Origin of the sequence: Pseudomonas sp. UBA5666, assembly GCF_002420785.1 — a bacterium.
Classification (GTDB): Bacteria; Pseudomonadota; Gammaproteobacteria; order Pseudomonadales; family Pseudomonadaceae; genus Aquipseudomonas; species Aquipseudomonas fulva.
In genome coordinates, this window is the sequence record NZ_DIIQ01000045.1 from 1 (window position 1) to 14713 (window position 14713).

At 59.8% G+C, this 14713-nt stretch carries 14 protein-coding genes; 1 reads left to right on the forward strand and 13 read right to left on the reverse strand.

What is annotated here, in order from left to right; all coding sequences use genetic code 11:
* Positions 1–345: 345 nt before the first annotated feature.
* From B2Y33_RS20080 to hmpA, 13 genes are all read right to left on the reverse strand, one after another.
* Positions 346–732 carry a lysozyme inhibitor LprI family protein gene (locus B2Y33_RS20080; RefSeq protein WP_027916561.1) on the reverse strand — a complete coding sequence of 129 codons (387 nt, stop codon included), beginning with the start codon at positions 730–732 and terminating at the stop codon, positions 346–348.
* An 18-nt stretch (positions 733–750) separates the two neighbouring features.
* The gene (locus B2Y33_RS20085) at positions 751–1290 is read right to left on the reverse strand and encodes a hypothetical protein (protein ID WP_027916562.1); all 540 of its coding nucleotides are present in this window, start codon (positions 1288–1290) and stop codon (positions 751–753) included.
* 79 nt (positions 1291–1369) lie between these two features.
* Complete coding sequence (locus B2Y33_RS20090; RefSeq protein WP_027916563.1) at positions 1370–1933, reverse strand: GNAT family N-acetyltransferase; 564 nt, start codon at positions 1931–1933, stop codon at positions 1370–1372.
* Positions 1934–2140: 207 nt separating this feature from the next.
* Positions 2141–2524, reverse strand: coding sequence for a YkgJ family cysteine cluster protein (locus tag B2Y33_RS20095; protein ID WP_027916564.1), 384 nt, complete (start codon positions 2522–2524; stop codon positions 2141–2143).
* Positions 2525–2671: 147 nt separating this feature from the next.
* Entirely contained in the window at positions 2672–3799 is a 1128-nt protein-coding gene (locus B2Y33_RS20100) for a hypothetical protein (protein ID WP_028688213.1), read from the reverse strand.
* Positions 3800–3935: 136 nt separating this feature from the next.
* Positions 3936–5144, reverse strand: coding sequence for an alanine transaminase (gene alaC, locus B2Y33_RS20105; protein WP_027916566.1), 1209 nt, complete (start codon positions 5142–5144; stop codon positions 3936–3938).
* A 309-nt stretch (positions 5145–5453) separates the two neighbouring features.
* Complete coding sequence (gene cyoE, locus B2Y33_RS20110) at positions 5454–6341, reverse strand: heme o synthase (RefSeq protein ID WP_023533464.1); 888 nt, start codon at positions 6339–6341, stop codon at positions 5454–5456.
* An 11-nt stretch (positions 6342–6352) separates the two neighbouring features.
* Positions 6353–6685 carry a cytochrome o ubiquinol oxidase subunit IV gene (gene cyoD / locus B2Y33_RS20115; RefSeq protein WP_023533459.1) on the reverse strand — a complete coding sequence of 111 codons (333 nt, stop codon included), beginning with the start codon at positions 6683–6685 and terminating at the stop codon, positions 6353–6355.
* Positions 6685–7305 carry a cytochrome o ubiquinol oxidase subunit III gene (gene cyoC / locus B2Y33_RS20120; protein WP_023533465.1) on the reverse strand — a complete coding sequence of 207 codons (621 nt, stop codon included), beginning with the start codon at positions 7303–7305 and terminating at the stop codon, positions 6685–6687. Before cyoC ends, cyoD begins: the two co-directional genes overlap by 1 nt.
* 3 nt (positions 7306–7308) lie before the next feature.
* Positions 7309–9327: a cytochrome o ubiquinol oxidase subunit I gene (gene cyoB, locus B2Y33_RS20125; protein ID WP_023533473.1), complete on the reverse strand. Its 2019-nt coding sequence runs from the start codon at positions 9325–9327 to the stop codon at positions 7309–7311.
* Between the two features lie 3 nt (positions 9328–9330).
* Positions 9331–10275: a ubiquinol oxidase subunit II gene (cyoA, locus tag B2Y33_RS20130; protein WP_288633334.1), complete on the reverse strand. Its 945-nt coding sequence runs from the start codon at positions 10273–10275 to the stop codon at positions 9331–9333.
* Positions 10276–10830: 555 nt separating this feature from the next.
* Entirely contained in the window at positions 10831–11337 is a 507-nt protein-coding gene (locus B2Y33_RS20135; protein ID WP_027916567.1) for a disulfide bond formation protein B, read from the reverse strand.
* Positions 11338–11717: 380 nt separating this feature from the next.
* Positions 11718–12896, reverse strand: coding sequence for an NO-inducible flavohemoprotein (hmpA, locus tag B2Y33_RS20140; protein WP_028688215.1), 1179 nt, complete (start codon positions 12894–12896; stop codon positions 11718–11720).
* A gap of 153 nt (positions 12897–13049) precedes the next feature.
* Here hmpA and norR point away from each other — a divergent pair, with 153 nt between their 5' ends.
* Positions 13050–14603, forward strand: a complete 1554-nt coding sequence (gene norR, locus B2Y33_RS20145) for a nitric oxide reductase transcriptional regulator NorR (RefSeq protein ID WP_206405996.1) — start codon at positions 13050–13052, stop codon at positions 14601–14603.
* Positions 14604–14713 lie beyond the last annotated feature (110 nt).

Below are 14713 nucleotides of genomic sequence, written 5' to 3' on the forward strand. Positions count from 1 at the left end.
GTCACCTCCCTCCGCAAGCCCTGCGCTCGGCCTCCTGAAGTCGCGATCTGTGTTGCCTGGACTACCGCGCGCTTAGAAGCAACAGCAACAGCAACAGCAACAGCAACAGCAACAGCAACAGCAACAGCAACAGCAACAGCAACAGCAGTTTTACTTAGAGTAGGCAGGAGTGCCTGCAATACTGAACCGGATTAGTATGAATGAGAAGGGACAAATAAGATGCACTTACAGAATCATGACAAGGCACTGTTACCCAAGTTGTAACGAGTGGCCAACTTTGCGTATGGGCGTAAGAACGCCCACGCAATTACAACATAGCCTCAACTACACCAGCACAAGCCACCATCACCGTTGCGGATCCAACACCCGCTCAAGCTCCGCCGCCCGCTCTCGGGTCATGTCCATCAGGCAGGTCCCGCCCTCAAGCTGCGCCATGGTGCCGCCACTGGCCGTGCGATGAAACTGGCAGTTGGCATCCCGATAAGCCAGCCACTTGCGCTGCACATCACGCAGGCTCTTTTGCTGATCCGCCGGTAGTTTATTCATCAGCTGTTTGTAGACGCGGTTCAGACGCTGGTCCTGTACCTGCATCTCGGCCTTGAGGCATTCACCCATGGCCAGGGTACTGGAGGCATTGTCCATACAGCGGGCATAAGCGGGCGACGGATCGTCGGCCATGGCCAGCGGCGTGCAGCACGCCAATGCCAGCCCAGCCAGATAGTGCTTGATCATGCGAACTCTCCGTGAAGGTCAAAGCGTTTGAGGTTGCTCCGGCGGCATCAACACCCTGCTCGGCTCGAAGCGCAGCGACGGCATCTGTGTGGCGGCATACAACATCACCGCCAATGCTGCAATCAGGGTAACGTCCGCCCAATTCCACCCAGGCATATCAGCGGCTTGGCGCGCTTTCAGACAGTACCAGCCCTGACCAAAGCAAAACACCAGCATCGCTGCCACCCACACGTAGAAGCCTGCCGCCAAGCCCGTCAGGTCGTGGAACTCATAACTCTGGTTGTCAGGCAGGCGGTCGATACCCAGGCTGGTCCCTGCCAGATACAGCGCACAAAGCCCCAGCAGCAGGGCCAAACGGCGAAAGCGCCGATGCGCCAGGATGGCCAGGGCGAGCAATGGGTTGGCAAACCACTGGTGCAGGCCGAATGGTATGCCCCAAGGCCCGTACAGCAGCATCTGCAGGGCGGGCATGTGGTGGCCGTCACTCATCGAGGCGCCATCGAGACACAGGGCGACCAGGTACAACAGGAGGGTAATGCTGAGGTAAAAAGCGGGCAAAGGACACCTGGAAGGTCGGCACAGGGGATGACCATAACCCATGTCATCCCCCGCTTCCAAACTGGGTGATCGCAGCCTCTCACGCCACCGGCGGTTCCAGCAGCAGCCCGTAGATACCCGAGTCCGACAGCTCACCGCCCACGCACCAGCGCGCTCGCAGGGTGCCCTCCAGCACGAACCCCTGGCGCTCCAACGTACGCGCCGAGCCTTGGTTGCGAGGGTCGATCTCGCCTTCCAGGCGGCGCATGTGCAGGGTATTGGCGATGTAGTCGATAAAGCACGTCAACGCTTCATCCATGTATCCCCTGCCCTGCACAGCGCTGGCCAGGCAATAGCCGATCTCACCTCGCCGGGAGGTGTCGTCGATGTTGAACAGTTGAACCATACCGATCAGTTCGCCGTTGTCCCGGCGGTACATACCCAACTTGAGTTGCTCGCCATTGGCGTACGCTTCACGGTCAGCTGCCAGCGCGCTCTGGGCTTCAGCCAGATTCTGCCAGGGCGCGTGGTGCCAGTACCGCATGACCTCAGGGTCGGCCATGATCGCCAACCACTTCGCCGCATCGGCGTGGCGCATGGGGCGCAGGTAAAGGCGCGGGCTATCGAGACACAGATCACTCGGGAAACTTCGGGGTGGGGTCACGCCGGCTCACCTGTCCATTGCTGGGTAAGATGACAGTTTAGCGTCAAGCGCGACCTTCAGGCAGTGCAAAACTGCACGGCGGGCCACAGTCGACAGCCAACGCATTCAGCTTCGCATCGCGACTCTGTCAGAGATGGCGAATCCTACCGACTTCCATGTCAACGATTCAGATCCAAGACGCTCGTGCGCGCACGCTTAGATACGGGCTTAGGCGACCTCAGCCCCATCATCGGGCCAATGCGGCTCATTCGCCCCAGGCGGGGTCAATGGCGGTAGCCCGTAGGCGGCCCGGGCGGTATCACAGCGTGGGTTGTGTACGCCCCCTTCCCACGACGCCTCGAACTCGCGGCAGGGACTGGAACGGTTGGCGTAGATGGCGCAGGCCACGCCCTGCCCCACCTCGCCCTGCAGGCTAATGCAGCGGCAGGGCTTGGCGTCGGTGCCAATCATGGCCACCCGAGACGGACTCACTTGCACCACCAGATCGTCAGGCACCACACCGCCGGAGGACTGGCATTCACCCCAGAAGAAGGACACACGGAAGTACCCGCAGCAAGCGCCGCAGTCAAGGCAAGGGTTATATTCGGACATGATTGCACGGAAGAAAGGTGGTTGAGATCGGGGCTGGCCCGAGCAGCCATTCTCGGTCCAAGCGGGGGTGATTGAATAGAGGGGCAGAAAAAAATAACCGCAGGCGCTTGGCTTTCACCAGACACCCTATTCGCCCCTCGATTTCAGTTAGCGCAGCGCTTTATAGGTATCGCCATCGCATTGATTCAGGCCAAGGCCCGCGGCTGGGCGATAGGGATCACCGCGCACATGGCTGAAGGTCGTTTGCCGGGTGCCCTGGTGTAACAGCCGGTCGTCAGGGCTACCTTCGGTCACAAGGGTGTAGGACGCACGACGCATTGCTTGGTACCGGTCCTCACAGTCTGCCATTGCCTTGTGATAGGCCATCACTTGTCCGTCACTCAAGTTCAGGCACTTGGCCAATTCGACACCCCAGCGCCTCAGGCATACTTCGGCGTAGTGCCTGACCACCAAACCCGGCTCGACGAGCACTTCGCCGCTGCCCGCACCGTCAACCGACGCATTCCCCACCAACGTCGCGTGCCGACCCGGCATGGGAAACACGCTTATCCGGGTACCGGGTTGCACGCCTGGCACCACACAGGCGAACCCTTTGGAGCGTTCGTCACGGGAGTAGAAGCCCACATACTCGCGCACATTGCCCGGCAGCATCACGCGCTCTGGCTGCACATTGCCAATGCCTGGAACCGGGTCAATGGTAAAAATGTTGACCGGGACATCGCACAGTTCAGGGTCCTTGGCCATGGCATTGGCCAGCATGTGGCAGCTGATGCCGCCGCGGCTCCAGCCGACCAGGTTGACCTGGGTAGGCACGCGCGGCTTGCGGAACAGATGAATGATGCGCTCTTGCAGCTCTTGCGGCGTGGGGTGGCGATCGCCGTAGTCATAGGTTCTCCAGAACCACGAAGCGGTCGAAGCCACCTCTGGCACAGGAACGCCGGCATCCTTGAGGCGTTTGTACTCGGCTTCGCTTAGCTTGGTGCGCTGCCAGCGGCTTTCGCCCTTGATGATCTGCAGCACATGGCTGACGTTTTCTTCCCAGCCACGGCCAAACAACTGCCCTGTCCAGTTGTAGTAGCCGCCGGGATCGACGAACAGGCTGTCGTCCTGGAGATTGCCGCTGCCCGGACCGTCGACAGCGACCCAGTGGGCAAATTCGCGGCCTTGGTCATGGCTTGCCAGGGTCGAGACCAGTTCGCCGTTCCAGAAGTTGGTGTTGGTGTCGTCGAAGCGATGGGAACCTGTCCCACAGAAATAGGCGGTAAAAACACTCATGTCACTATCATCGTGCGAGAAATGAGTGCCGAAGGTAATCAGTCAGCGAAGCAAGGCACATTCGGAAGCCCACCCCACCATTGAGCGCAGCGCAGCGCACCTGCCGCCGGCAACGCCAGCGGCAGGGCGTCACGGATTACTTGCGCGCCAGCCCGTCAGCCCGGAACATCTGGCGGATACCGCGGATGGCCTGACGGATCCGGTCCTGGTTTTCGATCAGGGCAAAGCGCACATGGTCATCACCATAGTCCCCAAAGCCGATGCCTGGCGAGACACATACCTTGGCCTCGGCAAGCAGCTTCTTGGAAAACTCGAGCGAACCCAGGTGTGCGTACTCAGGCGGGATCTTGGCCCAGACGTACATGGACGCCTTGGGGTTCTCGACCATCCAGCCCAACTCGTGCAAACCCTTGACCAGCAAATTGCGACGCTGGCGGTACTGCTCGGCAATATCCCGTACGCACTGCTGATCCCCTTCCAGCGCTGCAATGGCAGCCACCTGCAAAGGCGTGAACGTGCCGTAGTCGTGGTAGCTCTTGATGCGCGCCAGGGCATTGACCAGTTCGGGGTTGCCGACCATGAAGCCGATCCGCCAGCCGGCCATGTTGTAGCTCTTGGACAAGGTGAAGAACTCCACCGCAATGTCCTTGGCGCCAGGCACCTGCATGATCGATGGCGCTTTCCAGCCGTCGTACACGATGTCGGCATACGCCAGGTCGTGGACCACCAGCACGCCATATTGCTTGGCCAATGCCACAACGCGTTCGAAGAAGTCCAGCTCCACGCATTGGGCAGTCGGGTTGGACGGGAAGCCGAGAATCATCATCTTGGGCTTGGGGATCGACTCGCGAATGGCCCGTTCAAGCTCGTTGAAGAAGTCCACGCCCGGCACAAGCGGGACAGAACGCACCTGGGCCCCGGCGATGACAGCCCCGTATATATGGATCGGGTAGCTGGGGTTGGGTACCAGTACCGTATCGCCTTGGTCCAGTGTGGCCAGCATCAGGTGCGCCAGGCCCTCTTTCGAACCAATGGTGACGATGGCCTCATCTTCGGGGTCGATGTCGACCCCGTACCGTTCCTTGTACCAGTTCGAGATAGCGCGACGCAGGCGCGGGATGCCGCGGGATGTGGAGTAGCCGTGGGTATCCTCGCGCTGAGCGACCTGCACCAGCTTCTCGACGATATGCGGCGGCGTGGCGCCATCGGGGTTACCCATGCTCAGGTCGATGATGTCCTCGCCACGGCGGCGGGCAGCCATCTTGAGCTCGGCAGTGATGTTGAAGACGTAGGGCGGGAGACGATCGATGCGCGCAAAACGGCGCGGCAAACCTGGAGTGGCCATGGTTTCCTCTAAAAAACGTAAGCGCCCGGAACCGTCCGAGCGACGCTGGCCGCATGCGGCGACCTGACTCAGAAGATAGTGCCGATATAGATGTCTTGTAAAGGGTAATCTGCTGTTTTTTATTATCTAAACAGGGGCATTTTTTGTAACGCCAACGCGCGCAGTGGTGCGCTTCACCATCGCTGGTAGGCCTGTTCCAAAAAAGCTCTACAAACCAAGCGAGGGGTCTGGCTCACCCGCCACAGGCCCCAAATAGACATAAAAAAACCCCGGCGCACAGGCCGGGGTTTTCGTGAAGCAGGCGTGGTTTCAGCGTGCGTAGGTCATCAGCACGTCAGCAGCCGTCTGGCTGTCCACCCCCATCATCAGGCTCAGGGCCATGACGGTGAGGATGGAAAAGCCGAACACTTTGCGCGCCCACTTGCTGTCGTCTTCAGCCTTGTAGCCACCCCATGCCATGTACAGCCAGTAAAGGCCCATGGCAGCTGCCACGGCCATGTAGCCGAGGCCAGCGTAACCACCGAGGGTGAGCATCAAGGTCGCAAGCACGAACGCCAGCACATACAGCACGATCTGCTTCTTCGCAGCCAGGATGCCACGCGCCACCGGCAATACCGGAATGTTTGCGGCGCTGTAGTCCTTGAAGCGGAAGATGGCGATGGCAAAGCTGTGCGGCATCTGCCACAGGCTGAACATCACCAGCAGGGTCACAGCCGCCAGGTCGAAGCTATTGCTGACAGCGCAGTAGCCAATGACAGGCGGCATGGCACCGGACAGGCTGCCGACCAAGGTGCCGTGCACCGATTTACGCTTGAGCCACAGGCTATAGAAGCCTACATAGACCACGAAGCCGATCAGTGCGCAGTACGCGGACAAGGGGTTGGCCTGCACGTACAGCAAGCTGAAACCCGCCACCCCAAGCAGGGTGGCGTAGATCAGCGCGAGGGGCAGTGACATGCCACCCTGTACCATCACGCGGTTCTTGGTGCGCTCCATTTTCTGGTCGATGTCGCGGTCGATGCAGTTGTTGAATGCACAACCGGACGCCACCACCAGGGAAGTACCAACGACCACTGCCAGCAGCAGGGCGAAGTCCACATGGCCCTTCGCGGCAAGGAAGAAACCGCCTGCCACGGAAAGCACGTTACCGAAAATGATCCCCGGTTTGGTGATTTGGATAAAGTGCTTAACGGACATGCAGTCTTACCTCACTTGGCCAGCATTTCGACGTGGATGCTGAACATGATCCACAGCGACAGGCCAACCAGCAGCGCGATCACCATGGCGGTGAACAGGAACGTCGATACGTTGTTGCGTTGCTCTTTCGAGCGGTCCATGTGCAGGAAGTACACCAGGTGTACCACTACCTGAATCACGGCCATGGCCACAACGATCAGAACGGTCAGGTTCTTCGGCAGGCTTGGGTACATCACCAGGCCGAACGGAATCGCGGTCAGGATGATCGACAGGACGAAACCGATCATGTACGACTTGACGCTGCCGTGGCTGCCTTCGTGATGAGTGTCGTGTGCGTTAGCCATTACAGAACCCCCAGCAGGTAGACGACGGTGAATACGCAGATCCAGACCACGTCCAGGAAGTGCCAGAACAGGCTCAGGCAGCTCATGCGGGTCTTGGCGGTCGGCGTGATGCCGTGCTTGTTGATCTGGTACATCATGATTGCCATCCAGATCAGACCAGCCGTCACGTGCAGACCGTGGGTGCCTACCAAGGCGAAGAAGCCCGACAGGAAGCCACTGCGGTTCGGGCCGAAGCCTTCGCCGATCAGGTGATGGAACTCGTAGATTTCCATCGCGATGAAGCCCGCACCGAACAGGAAGGTCACAGCCAACCAGCCCAGTACGCCTGCCTTGTTACCGGCGAACATCTTCAGCATGGCGAAGCCGAAGGTGATCGAGGACAGCAGCAGGAACAGCGTTTCGACAGCTACGAACTTGAGCTCGAAGATGTCATGACCCGACGGGCCGCCGGCAAAACTGCCGGACAGCACCGCGTAGGTGGCGAAGAGCGACGCAAACAGGATGCAGTCGGTCATCAGGTACAGCCAGAAGCCCAGTACGGTCATCTGGCCCGAGTCGTGGTGGTGATCGTCGTGCCCATGGTCGTGACCATGAGCACCGTGCATTACTTGACTGGACATTGATTACACCCGCTCAAACGATTCGACACGTGCGCCGGCAGGCAGAGCACCTGCATTGGCCAACGCTTTCATGCGCTCGCCTTCGATGCGCGCCACTTCTTCGGCCGGAACCATGAAGCCCTGGTCGTCACGCGCAGCGTGGCGAACGAAGACAGCGATGGTTGCAACCAGGCTTGCGCCGACCAGCCACCAGATGTGCCAGATGAAAGCGAAGCCGAAGATGGTCAGGAACAGCCCCATGAACAAACCGGTAGAGGTATTGCTCGGCATGTGGATCGCTTCGTACTTGCCCGGCACCTTGTAGGCAACACCGGCTTCCTTGGCTTCGTGCCAGGCATCCAGGCCAACCTTCTCAGGCATGTGGGCGAAGTTGTAGAACGGAGGTGGCGACGAAGTCGACCATTCCAGGGTACGGCCGCCCCATGGGTCGCCGGTCACGTCCAGGTTCTGGTGACGATCGCGAACCGATACGAACAGCTGGATCAGCTGGCAGGCGATACCGAACAGGATCAGCACGGCACCGACCACGGCAACGTACAGGTAGGGTTCCCACAGTGGGTTGTCCGAGTGGTTCAGACGACGGGTCATACCCATGAAGCCCAGTGCGTACAGCGGCATGAATGCCACGTAGAAGCCCGAGATCCAGAACCAGAAGGCAGCTTTGCCCCACTTCTCGTTCAGGGTGAAACCGAAGGCTTTCGGGAACCAGTAGGCGAAGCCGGCGATGTAGCCGAATACCGCACCACCGATGATCACGTTGTGGAAGTGGGCGATCACGAACAGGCTGTTGTGCAGCACGAAGTCAGCACCCGGTACAGCCAGCAGAACGCCAGTCATGCCACCGATGGAGAAGGTGATCATGAAGCCCAGGGTCCAGAGGATCGGCGCAGTGAAGCGCAGACGGCCCTGGTAGATGGTGAACAGCCAGTTGAACAGCTTCACACCCGTCGGAATGGAGATCAGCATCGTCGCCAGGCCGAAGAAGGTGTTGACGCTGGCGCCGGCACCCATGGTGAAGAAGTGGTGCAGCCAAACCGCAAAGCCCAGTACAGCGATCGCACCCGATGCGTAGATCATCGCGTGGTGGCCGAACAGGCGCTTGCCGGAGAAGGTGGAGGTCACTTCCGAGAACACGCCGAAGGCCGGCAGGATCAGAATGTAAACCTCAGGGTGACCCCAGGCCCAGAACAGGTTGACGTACATCATCGGGTTCCCACCAAGCTCGTTGGTGAAGATGTGGAAGTCCAGATAACGGTCAACGGTCAGCAGTGCCAGTGCAGCGGTCAGGATCGGGAACGAAGCCACGATCAGGACGTTTGCCCAGGTGCAGGTCCAGGTGAAGATGGGCATGTCCATCAGCTTCATGCCAGGTGCGCGCATCTTCATCACGGTGACGAGGAAGTTCACGCCTGTCAGCGTCGTACCCAATCCTGAGAGCTGTAGCGCCCAGATGTAGTAGTCGACACCCACGCCCGGACTGTACTGAATACCCGCGAGCGGCGGATAGGCAACCCAACCGGTCTTGGCGAATTCACCAACGCCCAGCGAGATGTTCACCAGCAGCACGCCTGCCAGCAGCAGGTAGAAGCTCAGGGAGTTCAGGAACGGGAAGGCCACGTCACGCGCACCGATCTGCAGAGGAACCGCGAGGTTCATCAGGCCGGTGAAGAATGGCATCGCCATGAAGATGATCATGATCACACCGTGGGCGGTGAAGATCTGGTCATAGTGTTCAGGCGGCAGGTAGCCTTCGGAACCACCGGTGGCAACAGCCAGCTGGGTCCGCATCATGATGGCGTCGGCAAAGCCGCGCAGCAGCATGACCATCGCGACGATGATGTACATCACCCCGATTTTCTTGTGGTCGACGGTCGTCAACCACTCGGTCCACAAGTAGGACCACTTGCGGAAGTAGGTGACCGCACCAACGACAGCGATACCACCGAGCGCGATAATGGCGAGTGTCACCATGACTATCGGCTCGTGATAGGGTATCGCCTCCAGGCTTAATTTACCGAACATCTCTTACTCCTCTGCACCGGCAGCTGGTTGCATACTCGATTCCACACCCTTGGTAGTGGCCAGGTCTTTGCTGCCAGCTTGTTCGTGGCTCGAACGACCGCGGTTCATGCCTTCGTACTTGTCGACGATCAGCTGGAACTGGTCAGGCGAGGCCTCGCTATACAGCGTGACTGGGTTGTTTTCGCTTGGTTTGGCCAAGGCTTCGTATTCGGCCTTGCCCAGCTTCTTCGGCGACTGCTTGACTTCGGCGACCCACTTCTCGAAGTCTTCCTGGGACGTGGCAGTAGCCTTGAATTTCATGCCGGTGAAGCCAGCACCGCTGTAGTTGGCGCTGATACCGTCAAACACGCCGTTCTCGTTGGCGATCAGGTGCAGCTTGGTGGTCATGCCCGCCATGGCGTAGATCTGGCCGCCCAGGCCCGGGATGAAGAACGAGTTCATCACGGCGTCGGAGGTGACGCGGAAGTTGACCGGGGTATTGGCCGGGAAGACGATCTTGTTGACCGTGGCGATACCTTGTTCCGGGTAGATGAACAGCCACTTCCAGTCTAGCGCGACGACGTCGATCTGCACGGGCTTCACGTCGGAATCCAGAGAACGGTACGGGTCGAGCCTGTGGGTGGACTTGTAGGTCACGTAACCCAGCACGATGATGATCAGAATCGGGATGATCCACACCGCAGCCTCGATCTTGGTCGAGTGAGACCAGTCCGGGGTGTAGGTGGCTGCCTTGTTGGAAGCGCGATACTTCCAGGCGAACACCACGGTCATGATGATGACTGGCACGACGACCAGCAGCATCAGGCCGATTGCGATCAGGATCAGGTTCTTTTGCTCAATGCCGACCTGTCCCTTCGGGTCGAGCAGGGTCCAGTTGCACCCACTGAGTAAAAGCATGCCTAAAAAGGGCAATATGCCAAACAGTCTGGGGTAACGCTTTTTACTCATCTCACGACCTCTAGATCAGCTTGCTTCAATGCAATTGGTGTTTGGTAGCCAACACTTCGTCCAACCAAGTGAGGCATTGCGCGCCCGTACCCGCTCCTGCCTGGGCCCGACTGCAGGACCTTGGCTTCAAGCGAGTTAGCGGTGCTTTTGGTTTCGTAGGCAAAGGCCTGTATAGCAGACCAATTCCATTTGGTGCGGAAAACGCGGAGGGGGGTCCGCCCGGTATCGCCGTTGGGCGAAACTTGACGAAGTCAGCAAAAAGGAGCGCTGGGGCTTCCTTCAATCCTGCGACTTGCAAGCAGTGCCGAACGGAAATTGGGGGCGATTGTAGATAGGTCGCCAACCCTTGACTATGACTTATTGAGCAACAGTCCTTTACAGGATCTGTAACAATAACGCCGATAAATTCAACTTCGCGACACTTTGTCGCACCCCTGGCTATAGCCCTGCAACCCGCATTCAGCAAGGGCTACAGCTTGATCTGGATCAACTTCCCAGGGGTTTCCCGACCTTGATCGAGCGCCTGAAAACCTTGTTGGATTCAGGGACTTTTGTCTAAGGGCGGCGACGGTTGCGGTAGATGCCAAGTGGCACCAGCAACGCCGTCAGGACGAAGGCAATCAATGCCCATTGCGCCAGCGAAAGGCCCAGCACCGGTGGGTAAGGCGTGCTGCAGAAGCCGTCCACTTGAAACGCCAGCGGCCAGAGCTTGGCCAAGGGCAAGTCATCGACGATGGGCTGCAGGGTATCGATGCCACAACTGACCATGGGGTTGGCGAGTATATACACATGGTTGCCGGCTGCAATGATTCCGCCAATGGCGCTGACCACCACCAGTGCCTCGAAGAAGGTCAGGCTGCGTCGCCCGGGCATGGCTGCGGCCAGGAATGCAAAGACGGCGATGAACAGGAGCGCATAGCGCTGAAGGATGCACAACGGGCATGGCGCCTCGCCCAGCACTACCTGCATGTAGAGAGCGCCACCGATCAGCGAAACGCAGATCAGGCCCAACAGTACCAGAAAGCGCCGTTCCCGATTCAGGCGCGATGTTTGATCATTCATTGCCGGTTCCTTGGATGGATAGTCGCAGCGTATTCCGCCAGCCCGGCGTAATTCTACACAGACGCCGGTTGCCTGGGCGCCCCGCCTTTCATGGATACATATTCCAGGCGGCAATGGGGTGTGGTTCAGACCGGGCATTGGCAGGACGGTTCAACGAGGGGCAGCGAAAATTGAAGCTACCGAACAGGCCGCAGTTGCCGCCTGCTTCTCGCTCAGCAGGAGTGAATGGCAGCTGGGTTAATGCAGGATTAACGCTCAGACACGTATCGCCCTGGCGATCTCGTCTTCGCAGGAAGGGGCTGCCTTGCAGCCCCAGAGACGGCCGACCTTGCGCCTGGCCGTTACGCTTCTTTATATATAGTCACTAGGCGCTAATGCGCTTACGCCAGCGCTGCGGCCGGCCCGAAGAACTCGTAGCGGGTCTGTTGCTCGGGTACGCCCAAGGCCAGAAGCTGGCGTTTAACGGCGGCCATGAAGGGCTTCGGCCCGAGGAAGTAGGCGTCCACATCGCGCTCGCGAGGGAGCCATTCGCCCAGCAGATGCTGGTCCAGCAGGCCCACGGCATCGGCGTGGGCTGCTTCATCCGCTTCGGCGTAGCAGTAGAAACGCTTGAGCTGCGGATGCCGCGCTGCCTGAGTGTCGAGCCACTCGCGAAATGCATGCACCTGTCCATTGCGCGCGCAGTGAATGAAGTGCACCGGCCGCCCGGTCGGCAAGGCTGCTTCTAGCATGGCCAAGGTAGGCGTAATGCCCACGCCCCCACTGATCAGCACTAACGGTCTGTCACTGGCGGCCAGTGTGAAATCACCGGCTGGCGGGAACAATTCGAGGGTGTCACCTACCCTCAGGTGGTCATGCAGGTAGTTGGAGACCTTGCCATCGGATTCGCGTTTGACGCTGATCCGATATTCACGCCCGTCGCACAAGGCGGAGAGCGAATAGTTGCGGCGTTGCTCTGCACCATCGATCATCAGCCTCAGGCCGATGTACTGCCCTGGTTCAGCCTTGAGCACCGGCTTGCCGTCCACCGGTGCGAAGTAGAAGGAGACGATCTCGAGGCTTTCTTCCACCCGCCGTGCCAGTCGGAATTCGCGAGCCCCTCGCCACCCGCCGTCGGCCTCTTCCTTTTGCTTGTAAAGGTTTTCTTCAGCACCAATGAGTATGTCTGCCAACTGGCCATAGGCTGCGCCCCAGGCATCGATTACCTCGGCCGTGGCAATGTCTGTGCCCAACACTTCCTCGATGGCCCGCAGTAAACAGCGGCCAACGATCGGGTAATGCTCGGGCAGGATCTGCAGCGCCACATGCTTGTTGATGATCTGGCCCACCAGACCGCCCAGCTGTTCGAGCTGGTCGATATGACGGGCATACATCAGCACGCCATTGGCCAAGGCACGGGGCTGGTCACCGCTGGCCTGATGCGCCTGGTTGAACAGTGGGCGTACCTCGGGATACTCGTTGAGCATCATCTGGTAAAAATGAGTGGTCAGTGCCTCGCCGCCTGTTTCCAGCAATGGAACGGTGGCCTTGATGATCGCACGTTGTTCGGCATTGAGCATTGCAGCAACTCCTGAGCCTGGGGCTTCGAATGATGCTCAGTCTTTTCATCATTCGTGCCAAGTCCAGCGCGCAGCAAATCCGCGGCCTTCAAGCCGCAGCATGTCTAAATGACTCAGGGCAGCGTATAGTCAATTAGACCCACAGGAGTCCCTATGACTGCCAAGCCACTGCTTACTGCCTTGCTGCCACTGGTCAGCGACCTGTCTCGCGACCTGCCTGATCAGGAACGCTATCGCCGTTTACTGCAAGCCATGCGGAGTCTGTTGCCCTGTGACGCTGCCGCCTTGCTCCGGCTCGATGGCGAATGGCTAGTGCCCTTGGCCGTGGATGGCCTGAGCCCAGACACCCTTGGACGTCGCTTCAAGGTCAGTGAGCATCCACGTTTTCAGATCCTGTTGAGCAGCCCCTCCCCTACCCGCTTTGCCAGCGACTCCGAGCTGCCGGACCCGTACGATGGCCTGGTCAATACGCCGGATGTGGACCTTGAGGTTCACGACTGCATGGGTTGCCCTTTGATGGTCGATGAGCGCCCGTGGGGGCTGGTCACCCTCGATGCCCTGACGCCCGGCCAGTTCCAGAGCCTGGAGCTCGACGCCTTGCAAGCCTTTGCCAGCCTGGCCGCTGCGACGGTGACCGTGGCCGAGCGGATCGAACGCCTGGCCCTGCGTGCGGAAAATGAGCATCAGCGGGCGGAGGTGTACCGCCAGGCCAGTGGTCAGGACCGAGAGCTGATCGGCCAGAGCCCGGCCCACCAGCGCATGGTGGAGGAAATCCGACTGGTGGGCAGCAGCGATCTCACCGTGCTGATCACCGGCGAGACCGGGGTGGGCAAGGAGTTGGTGGCCCAGGCCCTGCACCAGGCGAGCAGCCGGGCCCACAAGCCGCTGATCAGCCTGAACTGCGCAGCGCTGCCCGACACGCTGGTGGAAAGCGAGCTGTTCGGCCACGTGCGCGGGGCCTTCACCGGCGCCCATGCAGACCGCCGGGGCAAGTTCGAACTGGCCCATGGGGGCACCTTGTTTCTCGACGAGGTGGGCGAGTTGCCGCTGGCGGTACAAGCCAAGCTGCTGCGCGTGTTGCAAAGCGGACAGTTGCAGCGGCTGGGTTCAGACCGCGAACACCACGTCGATGTGCGCCTGATCGCCGCCACCAACCGTGATCTGGCCGCCGAGGTCCGCAACGGGCGCTTGCGTGCCGATTTCTACCACCGTCTGAGCGTCTATCCGTTGCATGTCCCTCCTCTGCGGGAACGCGCACGCGACGTGTTGCTGCTGGCAGGCTACTTCCTCGAACAGAATCGCTCACGCTTGGGCCTGAGCAGCCTACGACTGGGCGCGGACGCTCAAGCTGCACTCCTGGCCTACGACTGGCCGGGCAACGTGCGTGAACTGGAGCATCTGATAGGCCGCTCGGCGCTCAAGGCGTTGGGCCGACAAACGGTACGCCCCAGGATCTTGTCCTTGACCGCTGTCGATCTGGATCTGCAACCACCTACCTCACTGCACTCGCAGCCCGCTCCAGCCCCTGAGACGATGGTACCGGACCTGGGTGCTGGAGGCCTGCGCCAAGCGCTGGACACCTACCAACGCCAGCTGATCCAGGCCTGCCTGGACCAACATCAGGGCAACTGGGCAGCCACCGCAAGAGCGCTCGAACTCGACCGCGCGAACCTCAGCCGCCTGGCCCGGCGGCTAGGTATCCGCTAGGGATGCCTCACAAAAGGATTAACCCAGAAAGCCTCTGGTTGGTCTGAACACGGCTGCTATATCTCCTAAACGCCCATGCCTCGACTCACCAGTCGAGGTTGCCGCATCGC